The 25,369-nt window shown below is 46.5% G+C and carries 15 protein-coding genes; 2 read left to right on the top strand and 13 right to left on the bottom strand.

Going from position 1 to position 25,369, the window contains the following annotated elements; all coding sequences use genetic code 11:
• Positions 1-101: 101 nt before the first annotated feature.
• The 9 genes from MHI12_RS13830 to MHI12_RS13790 form a co-directional block, all read right to left on the bottom strand.
• The gene (locus tag MHI12_RS13830) at positions 102-2,894 is read right to left on the bottom strand and encodes an alpha-mannosidase (RefSeq protein ID WP_405172695.1); all 2,793 of its coding nucleotides are present in this window, start codon (positions 2,892-2,894) and stop codon (positions 102-104) included.
• 18 nt (positions 2,895-2,912) lie between these two features.
• A complete protein-coding gene (locus MHI12_RS13825) occupies positions 2,913-3,737 on the bottom strand; it encodes a carbohydrate ABC transporter permease (protein WP_036608291.1) in 825 nt (274 codons plus the stop codon).
• A gap of 22 nt (positions 3,738-3,759) precedes the next feature.
• Positions 3,760-4,626 carry a carbohydrate ABC transporter permease gene (locus tag MHI12_RS13820; protein ID WP_036608294.1) on the bottom strand — a complete coding sequence of 289 codons (867 nt, stop codon included), beginning with the start codon at positions 4,624-4,626 and terminating at the stop codon, positions 3,760-3,762.
• 67 nt (positions 4,627-4,693) lie between these two features.
• Positions 4,694-6,073, bottom strand: coding sequence for an extracellular solute-binding protein (locus tag MHI12_RS13815; RefSeq protein ID WP_036608296.1), 1,380 nt, complete (start codon positions 6,071-6,073; stop codon positions 4,694-4,696).
• Positions 6,074-6,151: 78 nt separating this feature from the next.
• Positions 6,152-7,453, bottom strand: a complete 1,302-nt coding sequence (locus MHI12_RS13810; protein WP_405172694.1) for a glycoside hydrolase family 125 protein — start codon at positions 7,451-7,453, stop codon at positions 6,152-6,154.
• A 223-nt stretch (positions 7,454-7,676) separates the two neighbouring features.
• Positions 7,677-8,849 carry a GntR family transcriptional regulator gene (locus MHI12_RS13805; protein WP_405172995.1) on the bottom strand — a complete coding sequence of 391 codons (1,173 nt, stop codon included), beginning with the start codon at positions 8,847-8,849 and terminating at the stop codon, positions 7,677-7,679.
• A gap of 257 nt (positions 8,850-9,106) precedes the next feature.
• On the bottom strand, positions 9,107-14,353 hold the full coding sequence (locus tag MHI12_RS13800; protein WP_405172693.1) for a S8 family serine peptidase: 5,247 nt from the start codon (positions 14,351-14,353) through the stop codon (positions 9,107-9,109).
• A gap of 688 nt (positions 14,354-15,041) precedes the next feature.
• Positions 15,042-16,637 (bottom strand): exosporium glycoprotein BclB-related protein, encoded by a 1,596-nt coding sequence (locus tag MHI12_RS13795; RefSeq protein ID WP_405172692.1) that lies wholly within the window; start codon positions 16,635-16,637, stop codon positions 15,042-15,044.
• A 283-nt stretch (positions 16,638-16,920) separates the two neighbouring features.
• Positions 16,921-18,381, bottom strand: coding sequence for an alpha-L-fucosidase (locus MHI12_RS13790; protein WP_405172691.1), 1,461 nt, complete (start codon positions 18,379-18,381; stop codon positions 16,921-16,923).
• Positions 18,382-18,503: 122 nt separating this feature from the next.
• On the opposite strand from MHI12_RS13790, the gene MHI12_RS13785 reads away from it, so the two are divergent.
• Positions 18,504-19,349, top strand: coding sequence for an AraC family transcriptional regulator (locus MHI12_RS13785; RefSeq protein ID WP_405172690.1), 846 nt, complete (start codon positions 18,504-18,506; stop codon positions 19,347-19,349).
• A 26-nt stretch (positions 19,350-19,375) separates the two neighbouring features.
• On the opposite strand, the gene MHI12_RS13780 is transcribed toward MHI12_RS13785, so the two are convergent.
• Positions 19,376-20,464, bottom strand: a complete 1,089-nt coding sequence (locus MHI12_RS13780) for a glycoside hydrolase family 99-like domain-containing protein (RefSeq protein WP_405172689.1) — start codon at positions 20,462-20,464, stop codon at positions 19,376-19,378.
• A 61-nt stretch (positions 20,465-20,525) separates the two neighbouring features.
• On the bottom strand, positions 20,526-21,518 hold the full coding sequence (locus MHI12_RS13775) for a hypothetical protein (protein WP_405172688.1): 993 nt from the start codon (positions 21,516-21,518) through the stop codon (positions 20,526-20,528).
• 309 nt (positions 21,519-21,827) lie between these two features.
• Between MHI12_RS13775 and MHI12_RS13770 the strand changes: the two genes are divergently transcribed.
• The gene (locus tag MHI12_RS13770; RefSeq protein ID WP_405172687.1) at positions 21,828-22,235 is read left to right on the top strand and encodes a hypothetical protein; all 408 of its coding nucleotides are present in this window, start codon (positions 21,828-21,830) and stop codon (positions 22,233-22,235) included.
• Positions 22,236-22,331: 96 nt separating this feature from the next.
• On the opposite strand, the gene MHI12_RS13765 is transcribed toward MHI12_RS13770, so the two are convergent.
• Positions 22,332-23,681, bottom strand: a complete 1,350-nt coding sequence (locus MHI12_RS13765; RefSeq protein WP_405172686.1) for a glycoside hydrolase family 30 protein — start codon at positions 23,679-23,681, stop codon at positions 22,332-22,334.
• Positions 23,682-23,701: 20 nt separating this feature from the next.
• A complete protein-coding gene (locus tag MHI12_RS13760; RefSeq protein WP_405172685.1) occupies positions 23,702-25,345 on the bottom strand; it encodes a sugar ABC transporter substrate-binding protein in 1,644 nt (547 codons plus the stop codon).
• Positions 25,346-25,369: the final 24 nt, after the last annotated feature.

Genomic DNA, 25,369 nt, shown 5'->3' with positions numbered 1-25,369 from the left:
CGCTTTGGTGTAGGTTCACATAACGGAGCACATGACAAAAACCTCCTGTCCACACTACCGTGAACAGGAGGTTTCTATAGTTATGATATGCAAAAATCAGCTCACCGTAACGCATACCCTTGTGTAACAATCTTGTACCCGGATACCGTTTGGCTGTGCCCCTCCAGCGTGTCCTTAACCCGTTCCAGCACATCGCTCTCGTAAACGGAGGCACATTCAACTCCAGGCTGAACGTCCAGCTCAACTGGTTCGGAATTTAAATTATACCAGCGAGCAATCAAATCTCCGGTTTCCTCTGCGATCTTCAATGTGGAGAATGCCAGTGTCGAACCTTGCGAATTCCACGCCAACCATTGCTTCGACAGAGGCAGTTCCACCTTCTGCCCATTAGCTGTGGGATGACCTTCTTGCTCAAATGTATATGCAAGTGTCCCTAGCTGTACAGTCGTCCACGGAATCGGATACACATATGCGGATGCACATGCACCTGACTGGGCAGCATCGCCCGCAAATGGAATAATCGCATATTCCACGCTCTGAGGTCCCAGACATTGGGCTTCCGGTGTTTCAAACACACCCCAATCTCCCAGTTCCGAAGAGGCGCGCAGTAGCGTAACCGCAATCGTACTGCCCTCTTCATGCTGTAAAATCTCGTATTCATTCAGCCCTTTGTTTGCAATCATCAAGCCATGATCACCATCGGTCACATGTACAAATGCTTGCTGATGCTGTGCATTACTTGGATTCACCCATTCCTTTGCCGGTGTATTGGAACGTTTGGCAATTTCAAAGATGGAATCTGCATAATGCTCCTCTGTCACCAGTCCGGATGGAAAGAGTGCACGCAGTCGATGATCCTTGGCCTGATTGTTAAAGTCTGATTTTACCTTGACCATATTACTGCCTGTTTCCAATGTATAGGTTGTCGTAATCACCAAGGGAACAGTGTTCTCGACTCGCTGTGCCTTCCGTTCTGTAAAAGGAACCATTTGGCGCTTCTCCAGCTCGAAAAGTTCATCTGCTCCAGTAGGAATATCCCAGCGTAATACACTTTCCATAACTGCCCGATACGGAGACTGCTCCACAATCCGCAGGTCTGCCTTCAGATGCTCCGTGGTTAGCGTTGTTTCTCCGTCAGGCTGGCGATAGACATATTCATTGCCGATATCACCAGTATTCTCATATGAATTCAATCCCCTATATACAGTACCTGAGACCTTATCTTCAATCGTTGCCGTACCATTCTCTTCAACCGTCACCCGCAAATGACCGTTCTCCATCATCATTCCCTGAACCTGGATGAGTTCGCTCATATCGGGCACTTCAGCAATCTCTGCTTGCTTCTCTACTGGAATGAGAGCATATGTCTTATATCCCAGCGAAGGTACATCCACCGCCTGGAAAATCACTCTTACTTTACGAGCCATATAAGGCTGTCGGAAGCGATCCTTTGGAAGTTCATAGCCGAAATGCGCACCCAGATCCTTGATTTCTGCCGAATACACTTGTCCTTCCGAATCGACCAGCTGATACACTGGCAGTGCATCTTTTTCCACTTTTTGCGCAAGTGCCTGAGGGTTAGGACCCTCTGGGAAAAATGCTTTGTCCACAATCAGATCCATCTCAATGATTCCATTTCGATTCCACCCACTCGTGTTGAACACAGTGAACGGCACAGCTTCCTCTCCCCAAGTCTCAGCAGATTGCACATGTATAGACTCAGCAATCGCCTGCGCGCTCTGGGAAACCAGTTTCTCTGCAAGCTGTCTGCTCTTGGCGAAGCGGGTCACCATCTCACGGTGAACCTCATCGACACTGCACCCACAGATGCTATCATGTGGATGGTTCTGCATCAGCATCTTCCATGCATGCGGCAACAGATGGTGCGGATAATCTTTTACCCCGGCTATATGGGCCATGGCTGCCAGTGGTTCGGCTACTTTTTCAAGCAACGTCTGCCCCTGCTGATTCATCTGTTTCAGATAAACCCGTGCGGATGCCGTATTCACCAGTGTTCCCCAACCATCCGTGTGCTGACTGCGAAGCTCGCCTTCGATGGTCGCCAGATGCTCAGGGACATCTTTCGTAACCGCCTCAATGTAATCGTCAAAATTGGAGTGAATAAACTCCACATCAGGATACAACGCAGCAGCTGTAAGTAAAGCCTCGGGCAGATCCGTCTGGATCGGCTGATGATCACAACCATTCATGAACAACAGATGTGGGGTCGAGGCAAACTTCTCGGCATCCTCCAGATTTTTATCCCAGTATGATTGGGCTTTCTCCGGATCAACCGGGACTTCCATCCCATTGCAGTACCAGTTCGCGAACAAAATGCCGAGCACTTCCGAACCATCCGGCGAACGCCAGATCATCTCGGAATAGGGAGATTCGTAACTGTCTGCATCAACCACCGCATTATTGAATCCCGTAGGCTTTACCCCGCGCCCAAAGATCGCGTTATGAATGTCCGCCTGTTGCAGAATCTGCGGTGCCTGTCCCATATTTCCAAACGAGTCTGGGAAGTATCCCGTCTTGGATATCACACCCAAAGGTCGAGCATCACGATGACCGATGAGCAAATTACGCAAGTTGGCCTCGCTGCTGGTCAGAAACTCATCCTGTAACACATACCATGGACCAAAATGGATGCGTCCTTCACGAATATAACGGTCGAGCCTCTCCTGTTGTTCGGGCCGAACCTGCAAATAATCTTCACGAATAATCGTCTGCCCATCCAGATGGAAATAACGATATTCCGGGTCCTGATCAAGCGTATCCAACAGTTTATCCATCAGCTCAATGAGCAGTACGTGATGGTGTTCATAAGGCATATACCATTCGCGGTCCCAATGGGTATGCGAGATGAGATGTGCCGTCTTTTTGGTTGTCATATTGCGTACCTCCTGTCATTAACCTTTGGTTGCCCCACCCATGCTGAAGCCTTTGGACATGTAACGCTGGGAGAAGATATATAGCACAACTGAAGGCATTGTATAAAGTAGTGAAAATGCAGCCAATCTGCCGTATTCAACCATACCGTGGCTGCCGAAGAATTGATATATCGTGACCGATGCCGGAAGTTTCTCCGGTGTCTGGAGCAGGATGTATGGCACGAAGAAGTTACCCCAACTTCCCGAAAAAGTAAATATCGCTATCGTTGCAATACCCGGCAACATCAATGGCGCCACGATTCGTCTCAAACTACTCCACACGGACGCTCCGTCAATCCATGCCGATTCTTCCAAATCAATTGGCACCGAATCCATGAAGTTTTTCATCATCCAGATGCCGTAAGGAAGTGAGGATGCAGTCAGGAACAGCATCGTGGCAATGATGCTATTTTGCATTTTGAAGAACAGAAACATTTGAAATACCGGAACCATCACGGCAGTAATCGGAAGAGCTGTCATGAACAAAATCGATAACAGGAAGCTTTTTTTAAATCTCATTTCATAACGGGATAAAGGATAAGCAGCAAGGACCGATACCAGAACAACCAATATCGCTTGCCCTCCCGACAGAATCAGGCCCACACCGAATGAACGAAGATTGCTCGAATCCCCGAGTACATCCTTGAAATTTTGAATGGTCCAGGTACTGGGCATTTTGATGCCCTGTTGCGCGTTCGGGTCAAATGAAGCCAGAATGATCCAGAGCAACGGCAATAAAAAACAGAGCCCTAGAAAAACTAGAATCCCGTACTGGATTTTGCGTTGAAGCCCATGTTTGACCATAGGGATCGAACCTCCTTCATGGTTACACTTTCACTTTCATAGATCGCATGTAGAACAGGCTGGCGATAATACCGATGAACAACAGAACCAGAGATATGGCTGTGCCGTATCCAAATTGATAGTTCACAAAGGCCTGGTTGTACATGAAGATCGGCAAGGTTTGTGTCGAAGTACCCGGGCCACCACCGGTCATCGTATAGATCAGCGTGAATACACCCAGAGTCTGAAGTGTGACCAACATCATGTTGGTCACGATGGACCCTTTTACCATTGGAATCGTAATGTGTCTGACAATCTGGAACCCGGTGGCACTATCAATAATCGCAGCTTCTTCAACTTCCTTCGGGATATCATCCAGTGCCGACTGATAGACCATCATTGAAAAGGCTGTGCCGTGCCAGATATTTGCTATAATGACACTCACCATAGGGAAACTGAACAGCCAGGAGACTGGATTCGCTCCAAACCAGCCGAGGATCTGATTCAATGAACCATTGTCACTGAAAAAGGCGACCATACAGAATGCCACGACAATCTCGGGTGTCACCCAACCGGCAATGACGATGATGCCGATAACCCGGCGGAACGTCACATTTTTCTCCTTCATTAGAAGGGCCAGAATGAATCCAAGCAATACCTGACCAATCACTGCGGAGAAGATGAGAAAGACCAACGTGCGCCAGACACTAATCCGGAAGTCCGGATCATGGAACATATTAATGAAATTCTGGAATCCGACAAACTCCAAACTCTTGGCTGCCGCCCCGGTCAGAGCCATATTCGTAAAGGCAAAACAGATCGTCAGAATGATGGGAACAATGAAAAACACAAGTAATAACAGTACGGAAGGCATGAGAAACAGAAATGAACCTGGTGCTTTCCTTTTCATAAGTCACTCTCCATTCGAACCGGAAAAAGGGGAGATTATGCCTCCCCCTCCGAATATATCGATATCCTTATTTCTCTTCGATGCTGTCCGCGCCAAGGGAACGGGATACGTTGTCCTTCAATTGCGTAACTCCCTCTTCCGGCGTCAGCTTGCCAGAGGCAATACTCTCAACAATGCTTTGCAATTGTGCGGATACCGCTGCATATTGATCGTTCGCTGGACGGAAGTGGGCCACATTCAAGAGTTCCTGTGCTTCTTTGGTATATGGACGATCCGTATAACCTTCAACTTCCGTGGAATCATTACGCGGACTGAGGCTGCCTTCCGCTACTACACGAGCAGTCGCATTTTCCTTATTCATCAGGAACTCGATAAATTTCCAAGCCTCTTCCTTGTTCTTCGCTTGTGCAGGAACAGACCAAGCCCATCCTCCAGACATCGTAGTTGCTCCAGGCTCTTCCCCATTTTGTGTTGGGAATGGTGCAAAGCCTATTTTCTCTTCAACGTTGGCAATTGGAGCAGCACCGTTCTCGGCCCATGTCGAACCTGCCCAGCTACCATCTACAGCCATCGCCAGTTTGTCTTGCGGGAACTGTTGCTGGAATGCAATACTGCCAGCTTGTCCATTCAAGGCAACCTGCATGGTCGGACCTGTTTTATCCGTGTTAAACACTTGATCTATGAATTTGAAAGAATCCAGAAGGCCCGGGCTGTTAACTACCCATTTCTTGCTAGTGTCGTTATACAGCGTATCCGCCGTACCATAGAGCAGCATTTCCAGCGTTTGCATGGTGACACCTTCACCGTTTGCTTTACCCACGATCATATTAAGCGGAGTAACACCCGGCAGCTTTTGTTTGATGGTACGTGCTGCTTCGAGTACTTCTGCCCAGCTTGCAGGTTTGAACGGAACTTCCAGCCCCGCCTGTTGAAATAGTTCCTTGTTGTACCAGATTCCGCGTGTATCCGAGGTAGCCGGAACGCCATACACCTTGCCATCTTCCCCAGTAACCCCTGCCTTCAGGTTGTCGATGATGTGTTCTTCCCAATCGGACCATCCCTGAACCTGTGTATCCAGCGGCTCCAGATATCCCGCAGCAGCATCAGATTTGATGATGGATGTATCTTCGGCAATGACATCCGGTGCCGTATCCGGGGATTTCATCTGCAAAACCATTTTGGACGTGTAATCACCCTCACTTGCCAACACAGGCGCAATGTTGATTTTGATATCCGGGTTTTCTTTCTCAAATTGATCCACCAAACCTGATTGGAAGAATTTCGTAAGTGTATCTTCAGATCCTGAAGAACGGAACGATACAGTTACTTCCTTCTTGCCGTCACTGGTTGTGCCTGTGCTTGAGCTTCCGCCCGAACAGGCTGTAGTAAGAATGAGCAAGGATGTCATAACTGCTGCTACCGGCATTTTCAATGATATTTTTCTCATGGTTCGCTCTCCTCTTGTCGGAATTCAACGAACTCCGAACGTTATGATGTACTCGCAGGTTATCTCTTGCTTCCCTATCTATTTCTGTAAGCGGAATCCGCAATAATCCATAATCAGTTCACTAAAGAGCATGTTGGACCATGAAAACCATGGACGTGTATATTCATGTGGATTGTTGGCCGAAAAACCTTCATGGGTCAGTCCGGTATCCGCATCCGTCTTATGGATGAGCTGAAGCAATCGTAGTTTTTCATTGCGATCCTCTGTAGTCAGCCCCTGCATCGATAAAGCGATATGCCAGATGTACCCTTCCGGTGTATGCGGACTACCGATTCCCGCTGCTGCTGTTCCCTCATAAAAATACGGGTTGTGCGAGGAAAGAATGAAACGGCGTGTATTCTGATACACCTCGTCTTTCTCCTCCACATATCCGAGATAAGGTAAAGACAGCAGGCTCGGCACATTGGCATCATCCATCAGATTGTGATTGCCTTTCCCATCCGTTTCGTACGCATATATGGTTCCATATTCCGGATGTTCAACGGTGCCATAATCCTGAATACCTTTGTTGATCTGTTCCTCCAACTGCTGAGCAGTCGCTGCCAGCGTTTCATCCTCGAACACCACTTCAGCAATTTCCTGTAGATATCGAAGCGCCACAACGGCGAACATATTGGATGGAATCAGATAACCATATTCACAGCGATCGTCGCTGGGACGGAATCCCGACCAGGTCATGCCGGTATAGACTGTTTCAGTACCTCGTCCCTCTCGGGTGAGCGTATCGGTTTCGGGAGCATCCAGACGTTGGAACGTGTAGGGTGATTTCGTCTCATGATGCTGTTCCACTTGCCATAACTGCATGATGATCTCGGCTGCTTTGCGGAACGTATCGTTGAATTGAGTTGTTCTGCCCGTATTCTTCCACAAGAGATAACTGAGCTGAATCGGATAAGCCAGAGAGTCGATCTCATACTTCCGTTCCCAGATCCAATCATTCATCTGCGTTAGGTCTTCCTGATGTCCTTTTCCACTCTCCGTCTCATTAAAAGCGTTTGCATAAGGATCCAGGAGAATATAATTCAGTTGACGTTCAACCAGTCCAGCGATCATGTCAGCAATATCTTCATCCTCTGAAGCGAGAACCAGATAAGGTCTGACCTGAGCGGCAGAATCACGTAACCACATGGCAGGGATATCTCCTGTAATCACAAAAGTCGTTCCATCTTCTTTGCGCTGAATTGTGGTCGCCATCGTATTGGTAAAACAATTTTTGAACATTTGATTAAGTTCCGGATGGTCCGGCATACGTTGATTAACCTGATCAATCATGTCGTATATCGAGGGGGAAATTTCTTGATCATCTCTGGGTGTCAGCATGTTGTCCTCCTTATGTAATCCTGTTTATTAACCGCTTTCATCATCCTAAAACGAATATAATGTTATGTCAATATATTTATTTGTATATTAGCATGTTATTTTAATTTGAAGACACCAAATAATATACCATTTAAAGCAATTCTCCCCATTTTATCCGCGCTAAAAAGAGGCCTCGTTTACACGAAGCCCCTGATTGTACACAATGAATATTAAGTTGTTATAATTAACCCTTTTGTTTCACCACACTCGTTGACTTACCCTTCACCAATCGGGCAGGCAAAACAACTCTGTTCACTGCCATTTCGTTGTTCTGCATACTTTGAAGCACCATCTCGAATGCCTGTTTTCCCATATCAAACTGGCTTTGTCTCATATGGGTTACACGGCTTCCTTCGGCAGCATTTGGACTGTCAAAGCAAATGATGGACATATCTTCTGGAATTCTCAGACCAAGCCGATCCGCTGCCTGTTCTGCAAGTAAAGCAATATGATACTCCGCAGCAAAGAGTGCAGTAATCTGGGGGTATTTCTGTAAATGTTCCACCAATGTCTCGACATCACGGACCTCGACTTGAGGATCAAACACACTTGGCAGTGTCGAAAGAAAAGATTCTAACCACAGTTCCCTGTTCACCAGAACTCCTTGATCATTGTGAGCCTCAATAATGCCTTCAATTCGTTCTTCGATCGGTGTAGTGTTCGCTGGAGGCTGCGTCAGAAAAGCGATGTGTCGGTGACCGAGGTTGAACAGATAATTCGTCCCTTCTCGCGCCGCGCCTACATTATCCGTACTGACTGATGAAGCCGGAATGCCTTTCAGGTACCGGTCAATCAGGACAAACGGGAATTTGTTAACGACCAGTTTAAGAATCTCATCGCTGAAGTATTCACCCTGTGCCGGGAAAATAATCAATCCATCCACACCCAGTTCCAGCAGTTCCTGAATGCTCTGTTCCTCCTGCTCCGGAATCCCGAAGGAGCGTCTAAGTACGAGAAAACAATCATGCTCTCGCGAAGCTTCTTCCATGCCATATAACAGTTCTGTACCATACATATCACTGAAGTTAGTAATGACCAGGCCAATGAGAAGTTTCTTCTCTGGATCTTTGATCGCAGCACGCGGAGCAGGTCTGTTAGGTCTTTCTTGTAACATATCTGCTGTGTCAGCTACAAAAGAACCCCGTCCCGGCTGACGAACAATTAATTGTTCACTCGCCAGCATCTCAAGTGCTTTTTTAGTGGTAATCCGGCTAACTCCGAATTCATCACATAATTCCTTCTCCGAAGGAACACGCTCACCCACTTGATATTGATGAAGCTGTATCCGTTCACGCAAGGATTCAAAGATCTGTTCATACATCGGCTTGGATGCCGAATCTTTCCCCAATACAAGCACCTCCATAAATACCCATACTTCTCATGTTCTACATCCTAATATATCATGTTATATCATTAATGTGAAGAAAGGAGACAACTCACCTACTGTCATATGAGAGCAAAAGAAAGAGTACCCCAATGGATGCTTCAGTAATCTTAGGCGTCAGATGTGAATCGAGATACAACAAAAAGCCGACAAGCCCTGATACCTCGGCTTATCGGCTTCTTGCTTAGATGGTCAAAACGTAGTAATCATCCATATCATACTTTGCATAATTAAGGTTGCAGACCCTCAGCGGACGGTGCACCCACTTCCGTTTCAGTCTCTTCAGGGCTCGAATCTGGTTCTGGAACGGATTGTTCTTGTGCTGCGCTGACGAACAATCGTCCAGCTGCTTCCGACTCTACTTTGTTGCCTGCTGCATCCTGAGCACGAATCACAATGACTCCACCCTCCAGAACAAGGGATGAAGGTGTTGTGTACGTCCCCGTGTAACGACCAGGTTCAGTCTCCACCAATGGAACCTCTCCTGCCCCCTGGGCATTCAGATTCAGCGGTAACTGAATCCGGAAAGATGCTTGCAGACCAGGTTTACTGTCAAAAGATACGGTGACACTTTCTCCTGATGTGATTCGAACATCTTCAGCTGGCGTAATATTCGTAAGTTCTGGCAACGCCGTTTCCACGTATACGGTGCGGGTTACCGTTGTTTTGTTGCCAGCGAGATCGGTTGCTGTAATGGTAATCGTGTTCTCGCCTTCGTTAACCAATACGCGATGACTGAAGCTTCTGTCTTTGCCCACTTGTACGGTTTGTCCGTTAACAGTCAACTTATCGAGGAATTGTTCCACGACATTACCCGTTACGTGAACAACTTCCGCATTGATGCGATCTCCTTGAGTTGGCGTAACAATGGTCAACTGCGGTTTGGTCTGATCCAGAATAATGACGACGGGGAGTGAGCGGTCGGTCGTTTTCCCGTCCACCACTGCCTCGGCAGTAATCGCATTAATGCCAGAACGGAGTTTCACACCGTATGAGAACTTCCCATTTGCCACCGTTGTAGTGCCAGCGAGATCTTTGCCGTTGTAAAACTTGATCTGAGCGCCGGATGCCGGAGACGTTCCCGACACGGTGAAGGTTGATTGATTCGTATACGTGTTCGCAGGTGCTGTGAGCACAGGCGCATTTACCGGATATCTCACAACTGCACGAATCATGTAGTTACCTTCTTCATCAGGTGAAGTACTCCACGCTCCACCTACTCGCTGCCAGCTTCGACCTGCATTTGGACCATCCTCATCGGTAGCGAGTCCTGGAGCGCTAGTTCCAGCTAAACTCTGTACATACACGATATAGAAATCACCCGTTACAATGACCGGTTCCGGGAATTCAACAGTTGTCCATTGATCGTTACGAAGTGCAGTACCGTCAAATGGTCCAGCCAGTTGTCGTCCCGGAGCTCCGCCCGCACCCGAAGCATCATATACGGCATATTGGAACGCTGTGCCTCCAGGTACAGGCCATTCGGTGTTCCAGAATCGGAACGATGCACCTGTCAGTTGAGCGGTCTCCAGCTCTGGTGTCATTCGAACTGCCCAAGCGTTATCCGCAGCATTAAAAGCTCGTGCGTTCTCTGCTGTTCCATCATCATAAGCAATTTCTCCAGGGAAACCGATGAACGGCTTCAAGGCAACATTTGCCTCTGCTGTCCCATTACCAGGTACAGTCACAGTAACGGTTTTACTGTAATAATCAGCAGCCCGGATGGACAGGGTATAACTTCCTTCCAATACCTGAATATCGAAGCTGCCATCTGAACCTGTGCGAACTTCACCTACATTGGCATCTTCCACCACGAGAACGGAAGCGTCAGCCAGTGGTTGTCCTGTCCGCTCATCCGTTACTACACCTTCAATCTGTCCATGCGGGATTGCCTCCAGATTAAAGTTGGCTTTGGCTCCATTGCCATCTGTAATCGTCACCTGTTGAGTTTGAGGATAATAGCCATATGCTTCAGCTTTTAACGTGTAATCACCTGCTACGTGTGTGAAGTTATACTTGCCTGTAGCTGGATCTGTCTTCACCGAACGTCCGGTTTCCAGTACGGTAACCGTTGCACTTGCAGGCAGGCTTTGTGGATTAACCGAACCTGTTTCTGGTTTTTCAACTTCCGGTTGTGGCTGTTTCGTTTTGTTAAATTCCGCTTTGTCTGTCCGCGAAATTTTGTACCATGGATTATCATAGGACGGTTTCGGTTTGTCATTGTTAAGCACAACCGCACTGTCCTCCGTTACCGTCTCCGCAGCAACTCCCAGTACACGGAAATCATCAATGAACCAGCCTGTCTTCACAACACTGTTATCTGAGGTCAGGCGGAATCGGAATTGAACTTCATTACCGGTAAGTGCATCCAGATCATAAAATACGGGTGTCCATTGTTTACCGTTTGTACTATGTGAGAATTTGCCCAGTTCTGACCATGTGGTTCCACCATCCTTGGTGACTTCCACATACCCGTAGTCGTATCCACTCTCAATCTCGTACCAATGATTAAACGTGAGTGTTCCTTCGGACACATCCGTCAAATCAATGACCGGAGATACGAGTGAATAGTTGGAGCCACTCTCGTACGTATTGTCGAGATCAGTCGCCCAGACATTCGGTGGAGAAACCGCGCTGGCAGGTCCCGTTACCGGAATACCGCGTTCCCACTCATCTTTGGTTCCTGAATGAGTCCAGCCGTTATCATCACTGCCATCGAAATGATCGATGTAGATATCCTGAGGCACCTCTACGGTAATGGAGACCTCATTCGATTTGTCGCTTTCATTGCCACTATAATCAAGTGCGGCAACGGTATAATAATACGTCGAATCTGTCACCGTAGCCGTATCTGTAAACGTTGTTCCTGTTGCAGTTCCAATGGATTCATAACCTGCACCTGCGGTTGTGGAGCGATATACGATATAGGATTCGAGATCCTCATCGCTCGGACCCGTCCAGCTCAAGGCTACATTACCAAGAATATCGGCTGTCGCAGACAATCCGGCAGGAGCGCCCGGAGCAATCTCATCCAGTTCTTCTACAGCGAAATCATCAATGTACCAGCCAGCCTTTTGCAATGAATTATCGCTCGTCAGATTGAACTTGATGAACACCTGCTGTCCCGCGTATTCGCGAAGATCCACATATTGTGTCTTCCAATTGCCACCTGTACCCGTGAAGGTTAACAGCTCTTCAAACACATAATCGCTATCCTCGGAAGCGATGTATACCTTGCCGAAGTCGATGTTATTCTCCAAGTCATACCAGTGCTTGAAGGATAATAACGCCCCTTCTGGACTCTCGGTTAGATCAATAGGCGGCGCAAGCAGATATGCATTGCTATTCGCCACATAAGTTCCTTGCAGATTGGTTGCAATCACCTTGTCACCGGAGTATGCACTTCCAGGACCACTGCTTGGTGCTCCCCATACCCAGGTACTTCCGGTTCCGCCAGTCGTGAAGCCCAGCTGATCTTCTTCAAAATCCTGAAGGTATCCTGGCTTCACACCATTGGACACAGCCACTTTATATACCTGACTTTCGAATCCGTTGTTGCCGTAATCATTCACGCGGATATAATACTCCACACCTTGCGGTTCAATAAGAAAAGCAGGGATTGTCGCTGTATACGTCCCATCTTTGTTATCTCCAGAAATCCGGTTCATCGGCAGATAGACGTACTGGTTGGTACCTGTCGTTTTGGCAAAAGCCTCGACGGAGACTACCGCGATGTTATCTGTCACATGAGCGGTTAATGGTATATCAATGCCTGTAAAGGCTGAATTGACAGGGGTATGTGCCAGTACTGGCTCTTCCAGATCATCTCCGGCTGTAACCACTCTGCCGGATACTGTGCCAATTCCTTCGAGTACAGAACCCACAGCATCAAGGGCATTAATAATGCCGTGACCGTAGCCGTTATTAGGAGAGGTCGGATACTGACTATCCGTTCTCGGCGTGGCTGTATCTGTAATGATCTGCTCCAGCTGATCCACCGTAAGGGAATGATTGGCCTGAAGCAGCAGTGCAGCAAGTGCAGTTGTATGCGGGCCTGCCATGGATGTTCCGTTCCAGCCTCCCTCATATACTCCGCCCGGAACTGATGAACGGATATTCACACCAGGTGCAGATACTTCCGGTTTGATCTCACCATACGGGGATGGGCCCAGCAGGGAGAACGAAGCCAGATTTCCGTTGATATCGGTTGCTCCTGTAGCAAAACTTTCAGGATAGTTGGCTGGGTTAGCAACAGAACCAGGTCCGCCCGGGTTACCCAGTCTCACATTTCCTGCGGAGAATTCCGGGAAAATCTGAGCATCACGCCAAGCTTGGACCATAGGACGGAACCATTCATCCAATCCTGCGCCTCCGCCCCACGAGTTGTTAACAACATCCGGTGCAAGTTCAGGATGCAGATTACCTTCCGCATCCACCGGAGCGATCAACCATTGTCCGCCATCCAGAATAATGGCATCTGTTGTTTCCGGATTGAATATCCGCACACCAATCCATTTTGCACCGGGAGCAACCCCGATCTGGTTGGTACCATCTGCTTCGGAGCCAACCATCGTACCCATCGTGTGCGTACCATGTCCGTCTTCGTCCGCAGGGAGGGAAGCATTACTGTGCGGATCATACCAGCTCAGTTCGGGATCAACGATATTGCCCGAGGCATCCAATCCCCGCCATTTGCTGCGAAGCGCAGGGTGAGTATAATCCACACCGCTGTCCAGATTGGCAACAACAATCCCTGTTCCATCGATGCCCCGATCCCACACGGCTGGCGCATTGATGTAATCCAAGTTCCATTCCACGTTCTCTGTCGCAAGCTTGTCCTTTGCAGCAGGCTCTTTGTCTTTGACACCGACTGAAGAGTCTTTAGCTGGCGTTTGGACAGCATCTTTGCCTGGTGCCGCATTCGCCGGTTCTTTACTCACTTCGGCTTTCTGTAAGTATCTCGTCTCATTCGGTAGAATCTTCTCCACCTCAGGCAGCAGCGCAATCTGTTCCATGACTTCTTTGGTACTCGTTACTGCCAGTGAATTGACGATAAAATAGCTTTTATATTCTTTGACCTTACCCAGGTCAACTTCCTTTTCCAGATAAGTTTCCAATGGATATTGTGTACGCGAGGCCGTTTCCCGCAGAGAGCTGACGACCGAATTACGAACGGACAGCTTTGTGGCTGAAGCCGTTTGTTTGGCGATGGTCGCCTTTTCAAGGGCCTGTTTGGAGACTGCTGCTGTATCCACCTGTTCCTTCATTTTCACCAGATAGGTCACATATTCACTACCATCAAATTCTTTGGTCAACTTGGCGTTTACTTTGGATTCCGTAACTTTGGCAAGTCCAGATTTCATATCCAATTTGGATGATGTGGAGTTTTCAGCTGAAACCGGATGAATGATCGAAAATGCAAGGAGAAGCGAGAGCCCCATGGAGATGGGCTTGCGTAACCGATTAATCTTTATCAAACTTTTCCACTCCTTTTACCCGGTTTTTTAATTTAGTCTGGTACATATGCCCTTCTCTGCAGAATGAAACGGTAAAATAACCTTTATTGCGTACGAAATAGATACCCTGGATTTCACATAAAGCCTCACCTCCTTTACAGGTCTGGTTAGGGAACAATATGAGTCAGAAGAGATAACAGATCAGTCTATGATTTTTTACTTGGAAGTTTAGGAGATTGAATGAATCGGATTAAACCATGTGAGTGAATAGTTTGGGTGTTTGAATAATCCAATGAAGTGAATGTCTGTAAGCATTCATGTGGAAGGGTAATCTGGAGCGTTAGCAGAACGCTTGCTAAGGAGTGGTGGATATGACTTTCGATCGTGATTCGAGTGAGTAGTTAAACATTTTAATTACATATAATAGTCGATTAGGAATTTAATTGGATTTTATTGGTATAGTATAAAATCATTATTCGATATATACAAGTACTTTATTGAAAATTATAGAAAATAAGTCTATTTAATGCTTTTATGTGTCTCATGTCGCTTACGTATTTCAGCTTATTTTTCGTATTCATGCATTTTTTTTGATGAATAATAGTTTGTAGTAGTTCTATACAACCAAGACCTCATAATCAAAATTTCAAATCAAGAAAAAGAACGACATGAGAACTCTCATGTCGTTCATCTCAAAATTTATATCTCATCATGTAATGTTCACGCCGCCACTTGCATAACCAACAACGGTATTCACAAGAGTAAGTCCAGCTGCCGTTGCCGAGAACACCAGCAGCAGACGTGTCTGTGCAGTCACAGGTATAGTCAATCCGGTTGTTATGCCATTGGAGATGCTACCCAAAGCAATAATACCAGTGAGTGGAGGTGCCAGTGTAACGACCGCCCCCGGAACCGCAGTAAATGCATTATCAGGAGTAGGTGAACTGAATAATTGCGCAGTGATGGTCACCGTTGAACCAACCAAGGCCAAGGCTGCTGTGGTACTGAAATAAGCAGCAATCGAAGTTATAACGCCATCCCGTGGGACAGAGAACGCAAAGTTAATGAGTGGTCCGACAATCGTTCCCGTTAAATCAATTGTGCCACCCAAAATGCTGACTCCTGTTGCCGAGCTGCCGAAACCGATAAGGCTTGTCGTTCCGACCAGTCCACCAAGAACCGTTGTTAATATGGCAGGTCCGCCAGAAGCAAACGGTATGATGGCTCCAGAACCCGTAGCTCCTGTAACCCCAGTAACACCCGTGAGACCTGTAACCCCAGTAACACCCGTGAGACCTGTAGCCCCTGTCACACCCGTGAGACCTGTCGTTCCTGTCGCACCTGTGAGACCTGTCGTTCCTGTCACACCCGTGAGACCTGTCGTTCCTGTCACACCCGTGAGACCTGTCGTTCCTGTCACACCCGTGGCTCCGGCCCCTGTAGCTCCCGTACCACCAGTCACGCCAGGTACTCCTGCTACTCCTGTAGCTCCAGTTCCCCCGGTGGCTCCAGTTACACCCGGATCGCCCGTTGCCCCAACGGCTCCTGTACTCCCGGTTGCACCTGTCGCTCCTGTTGCGCCACCTGCTGGGCCTGCCGCACCCGTTGCGCCGGTAACACCTGTCGCACCTGCTGGTCCCTGGGCACCAGCAGCTCCCGGTGTACCAGCTGGACCTACACCACCCTGAGAACCAGCAACGCCAGCCGGGCCTTGTGGACCAGGTACGCCCTGAGGACCCGCTGGTCCTGCAGGTCCTGCCGGACCTTGACTCCCTATGTTTCTAAGCCCTGTTGTGATAGCCAATTCGGTCGCACGGATCAAAATGACCAGTTGATCTTTCTCAGCCGAATCGATATTCCCCTGTAAAATGACAGATAGGAGCACATCCAGCAATTGCTGCAAATTGGTTCCCACACTGATCGGAGAAAATGGAACGGCCTCTGCAGATACAATGGTAAGCTCCAAGATCGCTTCGAGATCTGCCTTGGTTCCCTTTTTCAAATCCGAATGATGAACCAGAGCCAGTAATTTACGCAGTACCTCAATCAGCAGTGAAACATTGTGAGGCGAGGGATTCGCAAAAACCTGTACAATTGCTCCCTTCAACTCACCAATTAATCTGAGAAGCAATTCGGCTTCTTTGTCAAAACACTTTTGATGGTGGGTATTGTGGTGATGATTGTGGTGGTTATGATGGTGCTCGTGGTGGTGTTCTTTGTGCTGCTCTTGGGGATGGTCACAGTCCTCAGTTTTTTTTTTCTTAAATCCGCTCCAACCATATCTGATGCGTTTCTTTGGTTTCATCTTTTTTGCAGATCCTCCTTAGTGAGTCTCAATCATTCCATTACAGGCGAACATCACTGGTTTGATGATATCAGTATATTAGCAAGAAAGAATTTCGTGATTATTATATAAGTAAATTTCCGAATTACAGTTTTCAGCTTGGAGGACCCCCCATTAACATGGAGAGGATTTTGCATGGAATTCAGCCCTGTGTATAGCCCAACCAAAAGAGCGCTATCCGATGAGTACAATACTCCTGGATGCGCCTTTTTTTATTTTACAGTATTTAATTTATCTTTGTTGATTAGTCCAATTTAATTTTGAAAACAATAGGCGCATTACTTTTCACAGTTGTCGTTGTGATCATCAGTGCGTCCGCTGTTCTCTCCCATTTCGGTTGTTCTTCATAGCCAAGTACCTGAATATCTTGAATGACCCCTTGAAAATGATGAGAATTCTCCTTCAGGGATTTAATCTGCACCACCCCGTTATCTGGATAGGCAAGAACCGTGGCATACAGGCTGCTTTCTTTTAACGTAAACCGTATATCTTCACTCGTGAATATCTTCGTATCCCCATCCGTGAATTGCCCTTCCTTCACCTCTGTCGGACCCTCGCCAAACGTACGCCAGAATGACGTGTCATAAATCGCTTCCCCATTCACTTCCAGCCACTTGCCAATGCTCAGCAAAATCTCACGATCTTCTTCCGGTATGCTGCCGTCTGCTTTGGGCCCAATGTTCAGCAGTAAATTTCCGTTTTTGCTTACAATATCGACGAGATCCCGAATGATCTCCTCAGCCGTTTTATAGTTATTATTTTCCGTATAACACCATGAGTTTTTAGCGACAGCTGTATCCGTTTGCCAAAAATAGGGCTTAAGCTCAGCGAACTGTCCCCGCTCCACATCCGGAACGGCACTACCAAACATGTAGGCCTCATGTTTATAATTGATAGCTACAGGCACGCCCCATTCTTCGCCTTTGTTATAATAATAAGCAGCAAATTTTTTAAGATAGGGCTTGAATGCAACCGTTTGAATCCACCAATCAAAATAAAAGACCTTTGGCTGATATTGATCCACCAGTTCACAGCAGCGAATCAACCAGTCCTCCAGATACTCCTCGGTTGGAGGTGAGTCATACAAGTCGAAGTGATCCTTGGGTTCAGGCATGGCAGGCCAATAGAAATCCCCACGCTCCAGGGGTTCCTTAATATCTGAATCAAACTCCTTCCCGTGAGACATGAAGAACCAGTGCTCGGCGCGGTGAGACGACACGCATAATGTCAGCCCCTGCTTCTCGTAGGCAACCTTCATCTCACCCAGAAGATCCCGTTTGGGGCCCATTTCATATGTGTTATAGTGAGAGAAAGAGCTTTTGTACATCTGAAAACCATCATGGTGCTCAGCCACAGGCATAACATATCTGGCTCCAGCCTGTTTGAATAACGTTGCCCATTCGTCTGCATCAAACTTCTCTGCACGAAACATCGGAATGAAGTCTTTATATCCAAAGTCCTTATGAGGTCCATACACCTCAAGGTGATGTTCATAAGCTTTGGTGCCTTGTATGTACATATTTCGCGAATACCATTCGCTATCATAGGCCGGTACAGAATATAGCCCCCAGTGAATGAATATGCCGAATTTCGCTTTTGGGTACCATTCAGGAACTTGGAAGGCGCTAAGCGAACTCCAGTTGTCCTTGAATTTACCGCTCTCAATCGTTGCTTCAATCTGTTGCAAATATTCGTTTTTGTCCATGAGATGTTCTCATCCCTTCTATTATTGTCTGTAGTTGTATTGTAGTGCTACGGCCGAAAGATAGACATGCAGAACACTAACTTTTAGATGGACAATAATAACCTTGTATGGAGATGAAAAGTATGAATCACCAAACTTTGCTTACGAACTACCTGTCCAATCTCCAAGTCGAATTATTCATGGTCAATTACAATCGGTGTGATACGGATTGGCGGGATCTGGATTACACGCCCGATTACAGCAAGTTTTATTTCATATGCGAAGGTGAAGGTTGGCTCAAGATTGGGGAGGAGGAGTATTATCCTGCGCCTAATCAGCTTATTTTAATGCCAGAGGGGATCAAACAGTCTTACTCTGCCATTAATGACCGTCCTTTTCTCAAATATTGGTGTCACTTTAGCGCAAAGGTGGGGGGAATCAATTTGTTCCAAATTCTGAAATTCCCACACATCTGTACGATAGATCAACCTGAGTTGATTCAAGCAATCTTCAGCAGTATCCTTACATATGCAAAATCCGATGAAGTCTATGGCCATATGATGGCCAAGAGCAAACTAACCGAACTACTGTCCCACTATATAATGAATCTGGATCTGGATCAGATCTCTTTTATTAACGTGCCTGTCATGGAGAAACTGTCCACCATTCTGGCTTATATTGATTCCAACATCGAAGAGAATATTTCGGTTCAGGATCTGGCTCAGATCGCCTACATGCATCCAAATTATTTCATTCGATTCTTCAAGCAGCAGATCGGAGTTCCTCCGATCCTCTATATTACTGGAAAAAAAATCGATAAGGCCAAGGAACTGCTGACCTGCACCCCGAACACAATAACTGCCATCGCCGAGCATCTCGGTTTTAGTGATTTGTACTATTTCTCCAGACAGTTCAAAAAGCATACAGGGCTAACGCCAACGGAATACCGCAAACAAAAAACGGTACTGACAACGAAACCTAGTCTGTAAATAAGCTCAAATCAGAGAGAGTTCCCTCATTCGGAACTCCCTCCTACAGATTTGTTTCTGGTCGATAGTTCGTGCTGAGTTACTTTCTTGATTTCTCTCAAATAAGCGTAACCATAGTTTTGATCCGGTTCAAGATATGCCCCTTCCGCCCACTCATTCCAGGCATTAACAAAAAGATATTCACTTTTGTACAGCGTCCTCGCTCGTTCCATCTGTCTGGATAGATACAGCCCAAACTTCTCTGGGGTGGCCCCGAGCGTACTCTGTCCGTCAACACCTCTTCGCGGTGTATTATCCCAATTGACAAAAGCACCAGGATAAACAATTTCTCCGTTACGGTGTGGTGTTCGTTCGAGAATGGAGGACCATACCTTGTCGTAATTCACAGCAATATGTTGCTGTCCCTTGATGTTCATTTCGATCCAGATTCCATTCATATGTCCATGTGCAAACGTATAATGCGGTTCAAATTCCATACTCGCATCAAAGATCTGACCATTAAATGTAGGGAATCCACCAATGGTCTGCACAAAATGAATCCCTTTCAGGCCATGTTTCAAAGCCAATTCACGCCAAAACTGAATCATATCTTCACAATGCGGAATACTGGCTGGTCGATAGATCAGAAATAATGGCTTACCTTCCACTCGAATATATCGTTTGTCCTTAAATACTTTTACCAGATAATTAAAATGTTCTTCCCAATCCTCTCGATCCCCATAGTTCTGGGCCATGAGAATATCGGATTCTTGACCATCCCATTTTCTCGTCCATGTCTCATTGGCCCAGGACAAGCAAAAAGGAAAATCAGGCTCCCCACTATCCAAAATTTCATTCACCGGTTTTTCCAGCAAACGCTTGCCTTTGAACCAATAATGATAATAACAAAATCCATAAATGCCATGCTGTTTAGCCGTTTCCGCTTGCCATTTTCGTACATCTGGATCGGAAAGATCATAATATTTCCCCTGAAACGGCTGCTTAGGCTGATGATGACCCGAATATAAAGGCGTGGCTTTTCTTACATTGGTCCATTCGGTAAAACCGTCCCCCCACCATCGGTCGTTCTCCTCAATCCGGTGAAATTGGGGCAGATGCAGAGCAATTACCTTCAATCAAAACTCCTCCAATGCAGCAACTTGATGCAGCCTACGCTCCTGTGATTTTTGGGATGATTTATATGAAAATGATATCCAGCAGTCGCAATGTTTTTTGTAGATGGGATTGATTATATTTCATGTATGCCAGAGCATGGCTAGCGGCCAGTCTCCTTGCATCAACACTCTGCCAGTAATGTTCAAACTTCTGAGTGAGTTCTTCACAAGAGTTGTATTGTTGAAAGTTACTAAGGTCAATCCCGTTGCTCTGATTCACAGATGGTCCTATGAGTTGAAACGTCCCACATGCGGCAATTTCCATCACGTTTTTGATTGATTCGCCACTATGAATTACCAGTTTGCTTCCGTTATATAACATCTGACGAGCTTCATGTTTGCGAACGGGATAGAAATCTCCAAGCTGGGCCCAACCCTTTCCATCTACCCGAACCTTTTTGTTATCCAAAAGACCCAATTTGATAATAGCGCTGACGATGCCATCCGGTTCTGCATCCCCGATGATATAAACATCCGATTCGTACTCCGGGGGAACAGCTTGCGGACAGAATAGATGCGGATCAGGCGGCATTAACAGTTCATGACTAACAGTGCTTCCCATATGATGCTGATCATCGCTTATTTGGGTTGAATGTTGTGTAAACACGTGATCAAAAATCGGTAGAATAGTTTCGCTTTGATTCCCATGTTGATCGACAGACAACCAGATGGCCTTTTTCACGGTTGATGTCCTTAATGCTGTGATATTCTCATCCGGCAAGTTTTCTTCGCTTCCGATGACCATAATCAGGTCAACTTCATAGGAAGACAAACAGGCTGACACGGATTCGATATATTTAATCTCATTCACATTTCTCACGAGATGTTTCAGACTCTGTTCAATCAGGACGCAATGTGATGACATTTCTCGATCATTACAAGGAGTAATAAGAAGCACATTTAACTCCTTATAGATCACTTTTGGCACTTCTCGGGTAGGTATGCTTCCCACCTGCATCATGTTCAGCCATTGCTGATTCAGTTCCAATTGCTGTACTTCCATATGTTTACGCATGGATTTGAGTTTCCTGTTCAGAACCACATTCATCTGTCTCAGGAATAACCGGTTCGCATCATGAACTGAACGTTTCTTTTTCGTGGACTTAACCTGCATTTTTGACTTCTTTTGGATAGCAAACCCTCCCGTTCCATACGAAAACATTCTCTGCCTACAATATGCACGAAATAGTGGCATGGTTTCTTCTGTTTACCACTTCACTCGCTCTTCATTGCAAAAGGGGCTTTATCCCAGATATACAATGTGTGGTCACCCGTGTCGGTTCAAATCTTGTCCTCATAGAATATATGAATAACTGTATAGGAGATGATATCTTTGCCAACATTTGATAGTATCCTTGTCACCGGCAATCAGACGATAAATCAAAATCTGCAAGTTAACGGTAATCAAACCGTTGGTGTCGATCTACAGGTCAATGGTAGTCAGACCGTAGCAGGCAGCCTTCAAATCAACGCCAGTTCCTCGATTGTCAACCATTTGGGTGTAGGCGGGGTTATTCAAGCAGGAGATAGCGTCAAGGCCGCTACACAATTAATGGCACTTAATCAACCTACTCTTCCACTCTCTCTACCCGTTTTGCAACAATTCAGATACTACAATCCTGGTGTTGCAGGTCAACCCGGTCTGGTCTTAACAGGGACTGCTGGCAACCAATATATCCTTTTCGTTGATGAGAGTAGCGGGACACCCCATCTCGCCATTCAGCCCGTATAATGTTGAATTTCACCAAAAGAAGCGATATCCGTGTACACTCTGGATATCGCTTCTTTTGGTTTCTTTTCTAATGAAGCCTGGTTATAACTCATCCATTTATAAAACTGTGATTAATACGGACAAGACACTCTTGCTTTCCAGCTGGAACTGCATCAATACATCGTCCCGCAGCTTAACCTGTACGTTGCCCGTCTCCTCCCCATCATTGAAGAGGACTAATGCTACGGAACCATCGACATTCTTAAAAGCCACAGAACAAATTCCATCATCACTGGATGTTGATTCGATCCGAACAGCCTTCGGACGGATCACAGCACTAAAATGAGCCAGAGCATAATAATCAAGTGTATACGTAAGCTCCTTTGTTTGCTGATTAACCTGTACGATCCCACGACATGTACTGCGGCCAAATCCAGGAACCGTAGGCCCATTATTCTCATCTAATGCCATATTCCAAAGTACAAAAGACTTGCTGTAATTGCGAAGAATCTGAATTCCCGTTCGCATCACATTAGAGAAGGCTTGCTCAAATGGCGGAATCCACTCTCCACCCGAACCTTCAGTGAAATGCACTTCTTTCCCTGCAAAAGCTTCATAAACCTTCGTTTGAGCAGAAGCATCTCCCCCGTACCAATGCCAGGCTACGCCATCCACTTCCTCTCCAGCTTGTTCAAGTACGGTCAGGGGATAGTCCGGTTGATCCCAGTTGTGATCGTAACAGAGAATCTTGGTTTGAATATCGTTTTGCACAAAGGCTGGTTTAAGATGGTTTTTGATAAAATCTGCTTGGGCCTCGGCTGGCATCAACATACCCGGATAGTGCCCGGGTTCATAGAGCGCCTCATTCTGTGGTGTGATGGCATGGATCGGTAATCCATGCTCTGCATACGCTTGAACGTATTTCACGAAATATTCAGCATAAACGGGATACCATTCAGCCTTCAACTGTCCGGTGATCATTGAGCCGCTCGTTTTCATCCATCCTGGTGCACTCCATGGTGAAGCAAACAGCTTCAGTTCAGGATTCAATGCCAACGCCTTTTGCGTTAAAGGAATAACGTCACCTTCATCATGTGCAATGCTGAATTGGGTTAATTCCGGGTCTGTCTGCTGTTCTGGCATATCGTTATAACTGTATATCGTTCTCGCATAGTCCGAAGCGCCCATCGGATTACGGATGACCGACAGCCCAATCCCTTTCTCCGGATGGAAGAGCCGGGTCATGACCTCATCACGCTGCTCCTCACTCAAGATTTGGTTGATCAAATAGGCAGATGAATCGGTAAAAGAAGCACCAAATCCGTCCATCTCCTGATACGTTAGCTGATCATCCAGATGGATCGTCGTTGTCTCCTTATCAGCATCCAGTGGTTTCAATTGCTCCTGGGATAGAGATACGAATAACTCTTCTTCACCCGTGGATTTGTACATTTTGAATGTAGTCATAGGATTCTCCTTTATTTCTATTATTGAATGCCTAGTTTCTCTTTGTTCAATTTCATCTTTTCACTGCGTACCTTCACAATCTCTTCCCAACGGTTCTCACCTAAAAATGACTTGTAAGAAGCCAGTGCATTGTCATACGAGGCATCATCCTTGGACCGTACCATACTGACCAGCGTTGTATTCCACTTCGTATTGATTGCTGACAACGCACGAGCTTCAGGTGTACCTTGATCCGGGCTAATATTCTCCAGAATGAAGTGTGGTTTCAGCTTGCCTTTGCCCCACTCTTGCATCTGTTTAATCGCTTCCGGAAAAGCATCTGCACTGAGTGCTTTGTGGCGGTCATGACCGAAGAACATAAATTCACCCATCCGATAATCCTTTTTGAATTGATCCGCGTTATTGAGTTGCAGGTCTTTCACCGCTGGCAGCAATTCTACACTACCGTCGGTTTTGGTTTGGTAGGTTTCCCCCTCGATCCCGTAATTCATGAGTGTCTGGCCTTCTTCACTTAATAAGTATGTGAAAATCTGAATGGCCTTGGCCGGATCTTTACAATCCTTGGAGATGAAATTGATCATCCACCCGGTTATTCCGGATTGATTCAATGTTGGTGCATTACCTTTAGTGCTCTGTGGTCCATCGATAGCAACATATTCTTTGCCTGGATTGGCACTCATGTAGATTTGCAAGTTTCCTCCTTGTTGAGGTGTACCGTCAAGCAGCATGGTCGCATATTTACCGGACTTTACTTTTTCCTCAAAAGCGGTTCCATCATCGGCAAAACTGTCATCACTGATATTGCCATCTCTGTACACGGTGTTCAATGTTTTCAACCACGTGAGGTAATCTTCATCCAGATTGCGATCATAGAATTCTCCTGATTCGGTCTCCAACGGAACACCGATGAAATCTTGCAACGTATCCCCGAGTGAACCTGTTCCTTCACCAATAGAGTTGAATCCAAACGGAATCAGCGCAGGGAACTCTTGCTTAATTCGTTTCATCACACTCTGGAATTCTTCTGGCGTTCCAATGACCGGACTACCCAAAGCTTCGTACACATCTTTACGAATGATAAATGCCGTTTTGGCAGGAATGTTACCGCTATCATAATCCTCTTGTGTATTGGAATAGTTCGGGTAACCATAGGTTTTACCATCCGCCAATTGGAACCAGTTCAATGTATCGGCAGCCGCAACTTTATTGAAGTAAGGATCGTATTTCTCCGCCAGATCATTCAGCGGCATAGCCCAGGTTGCAGCTTTTTGCACCACTGGAGAATTCGAGTCAAACACCGTCAACAAATCAGGCATATCTCCACCCGCGAAAAAGGTGTTTAACTTGGTATCATCACCCGTGATGAATTTAATATTGATGTTCAGATCCTCTTTGATTTTCTTGGTAACAATGTCCTTGCCAAAATCAGTGTTCCACCAGTCAGCATTGACGTACCATGTCAGGTCGGTAGCCTCTTCCTTTTTATCCAACTGCCAAGCTGGCTTTTCCGGGTCAACCGTATAACGATCTTCAATGGAAACCCAGTTTCCTTCACTGGAGCCCCCCGATCCACCACTGCAACCTGTAATCATAAGTACGGTTGTGAGTAGTGTTGCGAGCAATTTAACCCCTTTTTTTCCTGATGCCTTGTTCAACTTCAACATGTTTTTGTTCCTCCTCAAAATGGG

The sequence above is a fragment of the Paenibacillus sp. FSL H8-0280 genome, assembly GCF_045040665.1.
Lineage (GTDB): Bacteria > Bacillota > Bacilli > Paenibacillales > Paenibacillaceae > Paenibacillus > Paenibacillus xylanexedens_A.
This window is presented reverse-complemented; position numbering and strand designations above follow the sequence as displayed.

Excerpts from the sequence above, each read along its gene's own strand:
- MHI12_RS13815 (WP_036608296.1), bottom strand. The coding sequence starts at position 6,073 with ATGAGAAAAATATCATTGAAAATGCCGGTAGCAGCAGTTATGACATCC.
- MHI12_RS13785 (WP_405172690.1), top strand. The coding sequence starts at position 18,504 with ATGAATCACCAAACTTTGCTTACGAACTACCTGTCCAATCTCCAAGTC.
- MHI12_RS13770 (WP_405172687.1), top strand. The coding sequence starts at position 21,828 with ATGATATCTTTGCCAACATTTGATAGTATCCTTGTCACCGGCAATCAG.
- MHI12_RS13775 (WP_405172688.1), bottom strand. The coding sequence starts at position 21,518 with ATGCGTAAACATATGGAAGTACAGCAATTGGAACTGAATCAGCAATGG.
- MHI12_RS13760 (WP_405172685.1), bottom strand. The coding sequence starts at position 25,345 with ATGTTGAAGTTGAACAAGGCATCAGGAAAAAAAGGGGTTAAATTGCTC.
- MHI12_RS13790 (WP_405172691.1), bottom strand. The coding sequence starts at position 18,381 with ATGGACAAAAACGAATATTTGCAACAGATTGAAGCAACGATTGAGAGC.
- MHI12_RS13795 (WP_405172692.1), bottom strand. The coding sequence starts at position 16,637 with ATGAAACCAAAGAAACGCATCAGATATGGTTGGAGCGGATTTAAGAAA.
- MHI12_RS13820 (WP_036608294.1), bottom strand. The coding sequence starts at position 4,626 with ATGAAAAGGAAAGCACCAGGTTCATTTCTGTTTCTCATGCCTTCCGTA.
- MHI12_RS13825 (WP_036608291.1), bottom strand. The coding sequence starts at position 3,737 with ATGGTCAAACATGGGCTTCAACGCAAAATCCAGTACGGGATTCTAGTT.
- MHI12_RS13810 (WP_405172694.1), bottom strand. The coding sequence starts at position 7,453 with ATGCTGACACCCAGAGATGATCAAGAAATTTCCCCCTCGATATACGAC.
- MHI12_RS13830 (WP_405172695.1), bottom strand. The coding sequence starts at position 2,894 with ATGACAACCAAAAAGACGGCACATCTCATCTCGCATACCCATTGGGAC.
- MHI12_RS13765 (WP_405172686.1), bottom strand. The coding sequence starts at position 23,681 with ATGACTACATTCAAAATGTACAAATCCACGGGTGAAGAAGAGTTATTC.